14 protein-coding genes and 1 pseudogene are annotated in these 12,255 nt (G+C 55.1%); 3 read left to right on the top strand and 12 right to left on the bottom strand.

The window, feature by feature from the left end; genetic code table 11:
- Complete coding sequence (locus tag CA54_RS12785) at window positions 1-1,005, bottom strand: bile acid:sodium symporter family protein (RefSeq protein ID WP_146371127.1); 1,005 nt, start codon at window positions 1,003-1,005, stop codon at window positions 1-3.
- A gap of 321 nt (window positions 1,006-1,326) precedes the next feature.
- Between CA54_RS12785 and CA54_RS12780 the strand changes: the two genes are divergently transcribed.
- Window positions 1,327-2,178, top strand: coding sequence for a DUF1573 domain-containing protein (locus CA54_RS12780; RefSeq protein ID WP_146371126.1), 852 nt, complete (start codon window positions 1,327-1,329; stop codon window positions 2,176-2,178).
- 48 nt (window positions 2,179-2,226) lie between these two features.
- Here the strand turns inward: CA54_RS12780 and CA54_RS12775 are convergent, their stop codons facing one another.
- Window positions 2,227-3,204 (bottom strand): cation diffusion facilitator family transporter, encoded by a 978-nt coding sequence (locus CA54_RS12775; protein WP_231963048.1) that lies wholly within the window; start codon window positions 3,202-3,204, stop codon window positions 2,227-2,229.
- A 320-nt stretch (window positions 3,205-3,524) separates the two neighbouring features.
- On the opposite strand from CA54_RS12775, the gene CA54_RS29320 reads away from it, so the two are divergent.
- Both CA54_RS29320 and CA54_RS12770 read left to right on the top strand, forming a co-directional pair.
- Window positions 3,525-3,689: a hypothetical protein gene (locus CA54_RS29320; RefSeq protein WP_197532420.1), complete on the top strand. Its 165-nt coding sequence runs from the start codon at window positions 3,525-3,527 to the stop codon at window positions 3,687-3,689.
- Window positions 3,690-3,758: 69 nt separating this feature from the next.
- Complete coding sequence (locus tag CA54_RS12770) at window positions 3,759-4,373, top strand: ATP-grasp domain-containing protein (RefSeq protein WP_146371125.1); 615 nt, start codon at window positions 3,759-3,761, stop codon at window positions 4,371-4,373.
- Between the two features lie 34 nt (window positions 4,374-4,407).
- On the opposite strand, the gene CA54_RS12765 is transcribed toward CA54_RS12770, so the two are convergent.
- From CA54_RS12765 to rpsE, 10 genes and pseudogenes are all read right to left on the bottom strand, one after another.
- The gene (locus CA54_RS12765; protein ID WP_146371124.1) at window positions 4,408-4,998 is read right to left on the bottom strand and encodes a putative metallopeptidase; all 591 of its coding nucleotides are present in this window, start codon (window positions 4,996-4,998) and stop codon (window positions 4,408-4,410) included.
- Window positions 4,999-5,170: 172 nt separating this feature from the next.
- Window positions 5,171-5,809, bottom strand: a pseudogene (locus tag CA54_RS12760) (bL17 family ribosomal protein); the annotation flags it as partial.
- A gap of 102 nt (window positions 5,810-5,911) precedes the next feature.
- Window positions 5,912-6,937, bottom strand: a complete 1,026-nt coding sequence (locus tag CA54_RS12755; protein WP_146371122.1) for a DNA-directed RNA polymerase subunit alpha — start codon at window positions 6,935-6,937, stop codon at window positions 5,912-5,914.
- 150 nt (window positions 6,938-7,087) lie between these two features.
- Window positions 7,088-7,468, bottom strand: a complete 381-nt coding sequence (gene rpsK / locus CA54_RS12750; RefSeq protein WP_145379460.1) for a 30S ribosomal protein S11 — start codon at window positions 7,466-7,468, stop codon at window positions 7,088-7,090.
- Between the two features lie 96 nt (window positions 7,469-7,564).
- Window positions 7,565-7,945, bottom strand: a complete 381-nt coding sequence (gene rpsM / locus CA54_RS12745) for a 30S ribosomal protein S13 (RefSeq protein WP_145379461.1) — start codon at window positions 7,943-7,945, stop codon at window positions 7,565-7,567.
- A gap of 154 nt (window positions 7,946-8,099) precedes the next feature.
- Window positions 8,100-8,216, bottom strand: coding sequence for a 50S ribosomal protein L36 (rpmJ, locus tag CA54_RS12740; RefSeq protein WP_145379462.1), 117 nt, complete (start codon window positions 8,214-8,216; stop codon window positions 8,100-8,102).
- Window positions 8,217-8,584: 368 nt separating this feature from the next.
- Window positions 8,585-9,349 (bottom strand): type I methionyl aminopeptidase, encoded by a 765-nt coding sequence (gene map, locus CA54_RS12735; protein WP_146371121.1) that lies wholly within the window; start codon window positions 9,347-9,349, stop codon window positions 8,585-8,587.
- Between the two features lie 202 nt (window positions 9,350-9,551).
- Window positions 9,552-10,910 (bottom strand): preprotein translocase subunit SecY, encoded by a 1,359-nt coding sequence (gene secY, locus CA54_RS12730; protein ID WP_146371120.1) that lies wholly within the window; start codon window positions 10,908-10,910, stop codon window positions 9,552-9,554.
- A 251-nt stretch (window positions 10,911-11,161) separates the two neighbouring features.
- Window positions 11,162-11,614, bottom strand: coding sequence for a 50S ribosomal protein L15 (rplO, locus tag CA54_RS12725; RefSeq protein ID WP_146371119.1), 453 nt, complete (start codon window positions 11,612-11,614; stop codon window positions 11,162-11,164).
- 89 nt (window positions 11,615-11,703) lie between these two features.
- A complete protein-coding gene (gene rpsE / locus CA54_RS12720) occupies window positions 11,704-12,183 on the bottom strand; it encodes a 30S ribosomal protein S5 (RefSeq protein ID WP_146371118.1) in 480 nt (159 codons plus the stop codon).
- Between the last annotated feature and the right edge of the window lie 72 nt (window positions 12,184-12,255).

Here is a 12,255-nt window from a genome sequence, read left to right as displayed (position 1 = left end):
TCACTTCTCCGTGGCAACTATAGATTCGGTCACGTCGGCCTCCGCGGCCCAACGGTCGGCCACTGCCGTGTCGACAAACAATTGCGACGCGTGATACATCAGCATCGGAAACACGGCAAACGGGAATGCCCCGAACATTGCCGGGTCGGTCGCGATGTAGACTCCAATCGGCAAGGTCTTTTGGCTGCCCGAAATCGCCACCGCTTTACCATCCGCCTCCGTAATGCCCAGCTTCCCGGAGAAATACCGGCCCGCAAACAGCACTGTTGTGTGAATTCCAACGCAGCTGGCCCAGACCACAGCCACGGCCAACAGACTCACGTGAGCATTGGTTACGGCTAAATTCCGGCCTGACTTCAGCGCCGCAAACAGCACGAGCACCAAGACAAAAGACTGGGCAACAACACCCAGCACCGTCTTTGCGCGGGTCGCAAAGTCTGCGACGACTCCCCGTTGGCGAAGCAGCTGTCCAACAGAGCAGGGGATCAGCACCGTTTCGACTAACCGGCGGACCATCTCCCAAGCATCCAAATGGGCGGCGCCGGTAGGGATCGCCATGTTGAGCCACAGTGGCGTGACGATAAAGCAGATGGCATTGGTCGACATGGTGACCAACAACGACACGGCGTCGTTTCCCCGGGCCTTGCGCGTCCAGACCGAAGCGGCCGCCATCGTACAGGGTACGCTCCCGGCGATCATCAGACCAAAACGAAAATCCTCGGAGAGTTGTATCGACATCAGCGCCCAAGCGGCGGTCGGTACAACCAGGTAGTTCAGCCCCACAGCCAACAGCACCGGCGCGGGCGCACGAAACGAGGCACGTAGCTGTCGGCTGTCGAGTGTGATCGACATCAAAAACAACACAAACCCGGTCAGCCATCGCGGATGCACAAATTCGGTGAGACTCTCAATCCCCTGCGGACGCTGCCAGCCGTACAGAATCCCGCTGGTGATTGTCACCGCCAGCCCGACCAGGAACCATTTTTTGATGAAGAATTGTTTCATGGAGGAATATATTCAGAGTGGTGAGTGGCCGGAAGAAGGAGCGTTCGCGTCGCCGGTGCTCTGCCTGCTAAATACTGCTCAAGCAGCGTAGGCAATCTGAGCGTGCGTCGCTACTCTCGTCGGCTTGGTTTCTTGTTATAAGTGATCGCTTGCTCCGTATGTTCTGACGGGCGTAAAAGGCAATCCCAGCAAGTAACTCCACTGGCCATTTGAGATAGCCCAACTGCACATGGCTCACCTTGCTGCTCTTGAGCGAATGTGCTAAAAGCCCGCCCTTCCTCTCTCGACTCATTGTAATATCCAGCGGCATGGAGGCTGCGCATGACGGTACGCTATTCTCGCGCGAAAATGAAACTGGCATTGGCCACGGCTTTGATTCCGCTGGTCTGTTCAATCGCCGCCCATGCCTCCGCACCTTTGGCGCGACCCTTCGCGGTCAATCCCTCCCCGGCATCGCTGGCATTTACGCAATATCTGGTCGACAAAGGACTGGTCGATCCCACGGCAGAGGAAAATGCAAGATACGGTTTCGTGAATCGCGGGAACACACCCGTGATCATGACCAAAATCTCCGTCAGTTGTGGATGTTTGAAACCGGAAGTGATCGTCGGCGATCAGCGTTTTCGCCCCAATGATAAAGACGAACTGCTGCTCCCGATTCCCCCCGGCGAACAAGGCATGATCCTGCTGCGTGTGCTGATGGCCAACCAAGAACCGGGTAACCATGAGTACACCGTCACCGTCGAAACCCGCCCCGCGCGTTCCAAGGAATCACAAAGCACGGATTTGGCATTTCAACTCCGCGTCCCGGACCGCGGCGTGACCGTGCGACCGGCCAGCATGGTTTTATATCACAACGGCGGCCGAATTGAGGAGCAATCCATTACCGTAACCGACATGCGTCCCGATCACTTTCGGGTTGAGGGTGTCAGTTGTGACTCCGACCTCGTCCAATTGCGCCTCGAAGATGCTGTCGCTGATGAAAACGGTTTCCGCCGGATTCCCGTCAAACTGGCAGTCAGCGATCAAGTCCCGTCCGGCAAACATGTGACGGTGGTGCGAATCTTCACTGACGATCCAGAATATCCGGAGCTACGCGTGCCGCTGTGGATCTATGGACCCCAGCAACCGAACGCACAAATCTCCACCGGCGATGCGCCGACAAAGCACTAATCTTAGTCACACGCCTCCCGCAGAACCGGTTCCATCGGGCTGCCGTGTTTAGTGGTCGCCGTCGAAATAGGGTTCGACGTGGACGACCACATCGCGGACAGCGGGCCAGTCGGTTTGAATTTGGGCGCGGACGTGTTGCGTGATGACATGCGCCTCACTGACGGTTTGACGCGGATCGACTTCGATGTCGATATCAACATGGGCATCTGGACCGGCACATTGCATCCGCACTTTTTCGACGTCCAACACCCCTTCGACCTTCTCCGCCGAAGTCCGTACGCGTCGAAACCATTCCGAGTCAGGGACGCGGTCGAGCAGTTGATGCACGTTTTGCCAAACGGCGGTCGCTCCCAAGCCCAGCATGATCGCCGCGAGTAGCATGGCTCCGATATGGTCGACCAAATTGCTGAACTGCGGAATCGCGCTGGCCACCAGCAATCCCACGGCGGCCAATAAACTGGTGATGCCGTCGACGCGATAATGGTACGCCTCGGAGATGAGTGCGGTACTGTGCTCGCGTCGCCCGATCCGCAAAATCATGCGGCAAATCAATTCGAAGATCACAGCAGCCGCTAACGGAATTGCAGCCACCCAGACATTCACGTTGCCCGCGGGGGCTTCGGTGAAGACGGCAAAGAATTGCTGGCCGATCACTCCGCCCCCCAACATGCAAATGAGAATCCCCATTTGCATACCAGCCAGCGGTTCAAAGCGACCGTGACCGAAGGGATGATCCTCATCGGGAGGTCGCTCGGCAATTTTAATGGCAATGATAATGGCGACACTCGCCACCACGTCCGCCAGCGACGCGACCGCATCGACCAGCAAGACCGAATAGCCCCACACCCAAAACCCGGCCAACTCAATGCCGATAATCATCAACCGAACGACCACGCCAATCGTGGAAACCCCCACTAGACGCGACGTGCGGGTCGCACGCGCAAGGTCCACGGTTTCAGGCAGCCCCACCGGATCGGGGAATTCACGATGCGGATCGACATTGTTGTTGATTTTAATTGTTGGCACTGGCAAAAAATGGTTGTGATTGAAAAAACAATTTCGGGACAAGCCGAGCACCTACAAGAACCCAACCGCTTGCTACAATGAAGTATGTCAAACCGCCCGCCCCTTTGGCAACAATGATCAATAGTTTCGACCCGCCCAAATCGCTTTCTACGAGAGGCCAAAACATGCGTCGCAAGCAGACATTCTCAACGGATTGATACCATGGCTAAGGACTGAGGAAGGGCAGGGCGGTCGGATTGTAGAGTCGCTTAGCACACGCAGCACAGAGTGATAAACTCTTCGACGCCGCGTGCATGATATTCAATCGAGGTTAGCTCGCCATGAAGTTATTTTACGACAAAGACGACCTGCCCGACGCGAAACGCTTGCGCGACAAACGCTTGGATTGGCTGATCGAAGTCAATGCCCTGGACATCCAACAGTCTCATCGGGATGACATGGGTTTCTTATTCGGCTACGAGTGCGGAGTTGAAGACCTTGACTGACAAGTCGGTGATCGTCCCCACATTCATGATCGCCCGGAAGAACGCCGGGAGCTTATTGGCTTAGACGATGTGCTCGGAAAACTTGAACAACATAACATTCAAGTCCCGATGCCAACGACCTGGGTGATTGGTCTTGATGATGAAATACCCAACGATCTGACATTTCCACTTTTTGTACGAACGCCAAAGTCATCGTGGAAGCGCGGCGGTCAGCAGTCAAAGGTGGCGGACCTCAAGGAATTGAAAGACGAAGCTCAACTCCTCAGGCGGAGTTTTGGCTGGGACAAGCCGATCATTGCCCGTCAATGGCTGGATATCGCCGTTGCCGGTCATTGGATGTACGGCGATGTACCACAAGAAATCCGCACATGGATTATTGACGGTGAACCGGTAGCGTGGAGTTTTCACTATCTGGATGCCGTCGCAGAGCCCAACGGATTTCCACCAACAACACGAGATTTGCGTCAATTAAAAGCAATGGCTGCTTCAATCGCTGGTCCTTTTCGATCTCGATTGATTGCCGCAGATTTCGTGCGCGACGTTCGAGGTGAGTGGTGCTTCATAGAAGCCGGACCGGGCGCCGTCGCAGGAACAGCACACGAGAAAGTCTTCAAATATGTTGCACGAAGACTAATAGGCGAGATGCCGGCAGCGCCAAAGTCAATCGTTGGCGGCGCATTTTAACGCGGTTGCATTTCCGGTACCGAAAATCCCCGCTTCACGCCGATTCCCGCAACGGAATCAGCTTGGGCACGGGCAGGCGGATGCCGACGACTCCGCCGTGTTGTTTGGCGAGTTTGCGAAAGTCGGTTTTGAGGAACTTATGCTGCGCGGCTGGCGGCTTTTGCTTTAAGTATTGATCCACCAAGCGGGCGCACATTGCGTCGTATTCTTTTTGGCTGTGCGAATGCACGTGGTACCGGCCGGAATGTCGGCGGATGTCTCCGTCGAAATGGGGGCTGATGTGGTGCAATTCATGGACGATCGTGATCATCTTTTCACGAAAGTCATGATCTAAAAACCGCGGCAGGTAGAACGTGAGTATGTAGAGGTACTCATTTTCGCCGCTGTGATCGTACAGCCGTTGGACCGTCCATTCCCGGCCATAGCGGGAGGTCGTCAGCGATCCCCCTTCGAAGCGCATGGGGGTCAGTTTGGCCTGCAGTCCATAAGGGACGCGGCGGCGGGCTTGTGCGAAGGTGACGGCTACTTGGTCCATCCGCACATGCGAGAATTCATCGAGCCTGCCGACGATGTCGCGGCAGAGTTGTTCCATTGCCCAGCTAAAATCAAATCCGCGGTTGGCCATATTTGTTGAGAATCCTTTCTCAACTGGGCGGGGGCGACGCGGCAGGATGATCCGCGCGTCGCGTTGATTATGCTTCAGCCTTTTTGTCATCGTCCGCCGGTTCCTCACCAGCGACCTCTGCTGTTTCCGCCTCAGTCTCGGAAGTTTCGCTTCCGGCGGCCGATTCGTCAACTGCGGTTTCGCTTTCCGTGTCGGCGTTGTCTTCCGTGTCGGCGTTGTCTTCCGTGCCGGCCTCGGTTTCGTCATCTTCAACGACCATGGGGGCCGCAGCTTGTTTGCTCGTGACGCGGTCACGTTCGCCAACGAATTCGATCAATGCCTGTTCACCGGCATCACCGAGACGAACATCGGCCAATCGAATCACACGGGTGTATCCCCCGGGGCGATCTTCAAACCGTTCAGCCAATTCGGCGAACAAAACATCGACGGCCGTTTTATCGCGCAACAGGGCGAACGCACGACGACGATAGTTGACGGCCGGTGCAATCGCTTGATTCCACTTGTTCCACTCTTCCGAATTCCGCCAACTCTTCCACTCTTCGGTGTTGCGATCGGCGGAGGTGCTGAACTCGGCAGCGCGTTCGGTATGGGCCAATGACTTACGAGCCATGGTGACCAGTTTTTCGACGTACGGGCGGAGTTCCTTGGCCTTGGCCACGGTTGTCACAATCCGTCCGGGAACCTTGGGCGCCTGCGGATCATCTTCATCCACGCGGACAGAGCAGATCAGGCTGGTGGCCATGTTGCGAAACATCGCGCGGCGGTGTGATGCATTGCGGCCGAGCTTGCGGCCTTTCATTCGGTGACGCATGGGACTCTCTTCAGTCTTCGATCAGTATTACAGTTGCGCGAAACCGGCGATGACTCGTCAGTGGAAATCCAAACCGTTTCGGTGTTTATTACAAAGTCCGTGTTACATACCAGCGGGCATGCCGGGCGCGCCTTGCGGCACACGCATCCCCAATCGCAAGTTGATGGCGTCCAGCCGTTCACGAACTTCGGTCAAAGTGGTTTCGCCGAAATTGCGGACTTGCAACAATTGGTCTTCCGTGCGAGACACCAAATCCCGCACGGTATTGATTCCTTCGGATTCCAGACAGTTGGTCGCACGAACCGAGAGGTTCAATTCGGCCAACGACTGGTTCAGCTTTTCTTCCAGTTCTGTATCGACTGGAGCGTAACCGGTGGCTTCCATCATTTGTTTCAAACTGGCGTCCGGCGGCAACTCGGGACCCGGTTCGCGATAAGTCACAAACGGGTTGAGGTGTTTGCGGAGAATCTTGGCCGCTTCGACCAACGCCATTTCCGGTGTGACCGTGCCATCGGTCCAGATCTCCAAGATCAGTTTGTCGTAGTTGGTCTTTTGACCGACGCGTGTATCTTCGATTTTGTAACGCACCCGCACAACCGGCGAATACAGAGCATCGAGCGGAATGACACCGACTTCGGTTTCCATCTCATACTGTTCGCTGGCCGAAACGTATCCACGACCGGTTTGTGCTGTCAGTTCCATCACCAACGGCACGTCATCGGTCATGGTGGCGATCACCATATCCTTGCTGATGACATCAACCGTTTCATCGGTGATGATATCGGCACCGGTCACCACACCGCGCTCATGACGCTCGATGCGGAGTGTTTTTGTGTCCCCGGAGTGATTCTTGAGGACGAGTGACTTGAGGTTCAACACCACGTCGGTCACATCCTCGACAACGCCGGGGATTGTGGTGAACTCGTGCTGCACACCTTGGATTTTGACTTTTGTCAAGGCAGCGCCTTCGAGGCTGGATAGTAAAATCCGCCGCAGGCTGTTGCCAATCGTAACACCGAAACCACGCTCAAACGGTTCGGCGACAAACTTGCCGTAAGTCGGGCTGGCCACGTCCAATTCGGGACAGACCTTGCTCGGAAGCTCCAAACCACGCCAACGAATTCGCATCTGGTTCTCTCCAACAAACTTGATGACAAGGCGAAACTCCGCCTCGGTCATAAACTCTCAATGTGATATCGCTGCCTGCCGTTTCAACCGTGGCCCAATGGCTGAAAAATCACGAACAGGGGCGCGATGGACTCCGCTCGCCCAAACGCATCAAACGCGGCGGCGTTTGGGAGGACGGCAGCCGTTGTGGGGCAACGGGGTCACGTCTTCAATGGCTTTGATCGTCAAACCGGACGACTGCAAACCGGTGATCGCACTTTCTCGGCCTGACCCGGGACCTTTAACGCGGACTTCGATTTCCTTCACGCCAAACTTGGCGGCACGCTCGGCACAGGTTTCCGCAGCCCGCTGCGCTGCAAAGGGGGTGCTTTTCCGACTCCCTTTGAAACCGCTCGTGCCTGCGGTTGCCCAGCAAAGCACGTCGCCGTTGACGTCGGTCACGGTCACCGTGGTGTTATTGAAAGTCGCCTTAATGTGTGCGACAGCGCGCGTGACGTTGCGTCGCACCTTGCGTCGTTTCGACTTGGCCACTGCGGACTCTCCTTCGGAATGTTTTCCGTAAATGTGTGTATGGGGGCGCTATATGTAAAAAATTGCAGGACGGCGCAAACGCCGACAGCATACCGGTTATCTGTCTTTGACACCCTTTTTGCCGGCGACCGTTTTGCGGACACCTTTGCGCGTCCGGGCATTGGTCTTGGTCCGCTGGCCCCGTGCCGGCAAACCGCGACGATGCCGCAAGCCGCGATAACAACCGATATCCCGCAAACGGGCGATATCCTGCTGCACCTTGCGTCGCAACTGACCTTCGGTCAAATAGTCTTTTTCAAGCAGATGCGCGATCCGCGTGATGTCATCTTCGGTCAGATCTTTGGCCTTAGCGTGCAGATCCAAACCCAGCGTGTAACAAATGTTGATCGCCGAAGCTCGCCCGACCCCGTAAAGGTAGGTCAACGAGATATACACCGGCTTGTCATTGGGAATGTCGACGCCCTGAATACGAGGCATAAAACAACAGCTCCATTGTGCGAATTGGTTACGCACACCTAATAAAAAAGTTTAGTTCGGCACGGCGACGATACGGAAACCATCGACCCTCAAGTCGATGCTGGCCCACGCGATTCCACCAGCGGTGGCGACTACGCGGATCGTCACGATGGCGTTAACCCTGCCGCTGTTTGTGCCGCGGGTTGGATGAACAAATCACGTAGATCTTGCCTTTACGGCGGACGATCTTACAGTTTTCACAAATGCGTTTAACGCTGGCTCGGACTTTCATGACGCCAACCGAATCTCCTGTAATTCAACGATGTTTCGCTGACCGCGAAACAAAAAACGGCAAGATACACACCAACCAAGGATCGAAATCCCCGTCCCATGGTCAACACGGTCAGCGACTCCGTCAGCCTGCCGAGGAGGGATGTTGCTTGATTTCTTTAGATTGACCCGGATTATAAGCACGCCCTCAGGGGGCAAACAAGTAATACGACACACTTTTCAGCGAATTTGGAGCTTCCCGTCCGCACGAGCGCGGAATTTCCCCCAACCAATCGCCGCTTTGCCTATTTTCCCACCGCTGTGGTGGAAAATCGCCACTCAATTTTACGGTCTGCGACAAACGCAACCGTAACTTTCCCTCCGGCGAGATCAGAGTGCCGTTAAAATCCGGACTCCCTCGGCTGTGATGGCCAAGGTATGTTCATAGTGCACGCTCGGGCGACCGTCAGCTGTGACGATCGTCCAGTGATCGTCCATCAGGCAGACGTCCGCGGTCCCTGCATTGAGCATGGGCTCTACGGCAAGCACCATTCCGGGCACAAGTTCAAAATCATATTCTTCTAATTCAGGAGTGACGAAATTGGGGACCTGCGGATCTTCATGCATTTCCCGGCCAATTCCGTGCCCCACGAGTTCTTCGACGACCGAAAACCCCGCATCCTTCACAGTCGATTCCATGACCTCGGCGACCCCCGCCCAAGTCTGTTGACGCTGCAACTCGTCAATGGCGGTCGTCAGAGTCGACTGACCCGCCGCCATCAATTTTTGTTTCTCTTCGTCGACGCGGCCCACCGCATAGGTCCAAGCGGCATCTCCACACCACCCGTCCAAGCGACAACCGGTGTCGACGCTTACTAAATCGCCTTCCTCGAGCCGGCGGTCCGATGGAATTCCATGAACGACTTCGTCGTTGACCGAAATACACGTTGCCGCCGGAAAGGGGACGACTCCGGGAACCCCTTTGAACAACGGTGTGGCATTGTGTTTTGCGAACACGCGTTCCACAGCGTCGTCAATTTGCCTGGTACTCACCCCAGGTGATACAATTTTCCCAACCGCTCGATGCGCCCGAGCCACAACAAGGCCCGCCTCACGCATCTTTTCAATCTCAGCTGGGCTCTTCAAAACTATCACGGGTTAGCCAACTCATTCGGTTCGCGCTGATCCGTATGAAATGGAAACTGGGAAAGCACCCCGCAACCCGACATGGACCAAACCAACGCTAGTTCCGGTCCGTGCTCAATGTAATGATTGGAAATAGTACTTTGCCCCGACGCCACTCCATTCGGCGTGATGCGTTATCCACCGCAGCCCAGTCATTCCCACGGGGGGAAAGTTAGGACGCAGCGCGGGAATCATCGGAATCCAACAAGCCCGAGTAATTCCGCATCACGAGGTGGCTGTCAATTTTTTGTACTAAGTCCAAAGCAACAGAAACAACAATCAACAATCCGGTGCCACCAAAGAAACTGGCCACCATAAAGTCGATTCCCATAACCGAAGCGATGACTGTCGGAATCACGGCCACGACCGCCAAGAATGCAGCCCCGACATAAGTGATCCGCACCATCACGCGTTCCAAATACTCGGCAGTCCGTTTCCCTGGACGATACCCGGGAATAAAGCTGCCGTAATCTTTGAGGTTGTTCGCCATATCCTTGGGATTGAACGTGATGGCGGTCCAGAAATAACAGAAGAAATAAATCAAACCGACGTAGCTAATGTTGTACAAAAATCCGCGTCCCGCACCGCTGAACGCCGCGGCCAGATCGGACCAAATCACCGAGTCGAACCACTTGGCCAACTGGCCGAAACCAATCATGGGGATCATCAACAAACTTGAGGCGAAGATGATCGGCATCACGCCGGCTTGGTTCACCCGCAAAGGCAGGAATTGTCGTTGTCCACCGTAAACGCGACGACCGCGGACGTGCTTGGCGCTTTGTGTGGGGATCTTGCGCTGGCCTTGCGTCATAAAGACCACTGACCCCACCACCACAACAAATAACACCGCCAAGACAAGCAGTTTTTCAATTCCCGAGTCGGACCCGAGAGCGACTCCGTTTTCCATGGCCGGACGCAACAACTGGATCGCAGCGTCGGGCATACGGGCCAAAATCCCCGCCATAATCAGCAAGCTGATCCCGTTGCCGATCCCGTATTCATCGATTTGCTCACCTATCCACATCAGGAAGATCGTGCCGGCCGTCATGGTGATCGTGGCCACCATATGGCCAAAGAAATTGTTATAGTCGGGGATGATCGTCCCCCAGCCGGATATTGTTTTGACCCAAAAGTAGCTTTGGATTAAACAGAGTACGACTGTCGCGTACCGTGTATATTCATTGATTTTCTTACGACCCGATTCCCCTTCCTTTTGCAGTTTTTCCAAAGGCGGATAAACACTGCCCATCAACTGGAAGATAATCGAGGCGGAGATATAGGGCATAATCCCCAGACCGAAGATCGTGCTCATGCCGATATTCGATGCGGAAAATAGTTGAACGATCTGCAGCGCTTGTCCGATCCCGCCACCGGTGGCCAGATTTTCCATCTTATCGGCCAGGGCTTGTTGATCGACAATCGGCAACGGTACCCAAAACCCCATACGGTACACCGCAAGCAGTGTCGCAGTCAGAACGATCTTCCGACGCAACTCCGGGATTTTGAAAACAGTAATCAGTTTTTCAAACATCGTTTCCGATTCCTCTCCGAGGAATGATTATGCCAAACTTCGCCGCAGTTTGTGTTGTCAAGGTGCCGGCCGTCAAGGGGTGCAAGAAATTAGCAGCACCCACATTACAAAAAATACCAACGACGGCGAACATCAACAGCGGGCCAACAGCAAATCGGCCCGGTCGACGCGAACTCCGGCGTCGGTGAACTTTATTATCAATATTCCTCAGAGGGAAGCCCAGATCGCCATGGCGGCTCGGCTGCCTTCACTTATGCGTAGATGATTTCAATGCTGCCGCCGGCTGCGGTAATCTTCTCTTCAGCCGACTTCGAGCATCGATGGACACGAACGGTGAACTTTTTGGTGATGTCGCCATCTCCCAGAACTTTAATGACATCGAAGCGCCCCTTGGCCAAATTCGCTTCGGCCAGCGCAGTCGCATCGATGGTCGCACCGCTATCGAAGCGTTGTTCGAGGTCACTGACATTTACGATCGCCACTTTCGTTGCGAAGCGTTTGTTATTGAAGCCCCGTTTGGCAATCCGCCGCGCCAAAGGAGTCTGTCCCCCCTCAAACGATATGCGTTGGGACGAACCAGCACGACTGCCGTAGCCATTGTGACCGCGTGCTGCGGTTTTACCGTTGCCCGAGCCAGGACCACGACCAATGCGTTTCCGCTTTTTGTTCTTTTTAATTCCGCGATGGACGTCATCAATAATCATGAGGACACTTCGTTCCGAAGATTCGTAAAGTTATAAGTAGGTGTTTGGTGACAACAGCAGCACTGCCCCGGACCGATCTGCCGGTCACGTTAGACGTTCACGCCTCTGAGGCGGGCGACATCTTCTCGCGTACGAAGTTGTTCCAAACCGTTGATTGTCGCTTTCACCAAATTCATGGGATTGTTTGAACCCCGGCTTTTGGTGAGAATGTCATGAATACCGGCAGCTTCGACGACGGCACGCACGCTGGCACCGGCAATCACGCCCGTTCCCGGTCGTGCCGGCATGAGCAACACGCGGGCCGCTCCAAAGCGACCAACCACCGCATGCGGAATCGTCGTTCCGGTCACGTTCACTCGCGATGAGTGACGATGGCAGTTCTTATTGGCTTTATCTACGGCAAGCGGAACTTCGGTCGCCTTCCCATATCCGTAGGAGACGCCGCCCTTGCCGTCACCATTGACAACCAGCGCGGTAAAGCTGAAGCGACGGCCACCTTTGACTACGCACGAGCACCGGCGAATTTGCACGACTTTTTCTTTGCCATCTGATCGGTTGTCTGTCGACACGGCGAATTACTCCAAAGCCTTTACGTGATTTAAAAACTCGTTTCCACACTCGATTGTCGCCAGCCTCACAGC

This window comes from Symmachiella macrocystis, from assembly GCF_007860075.1.
Classification (GTDB): domain Bacteria; phylum Planctomycetota; class Planctomycetia; order Planctomycetales; family Planctomycetaceae; genus Symmachiella; species Symmachiella macrocystis.
The sequence above is the reverse complement of the archived record's forward strand: the minus strand, read 5'-3'. Positions and strand labels throughout refer to the sequence as shown.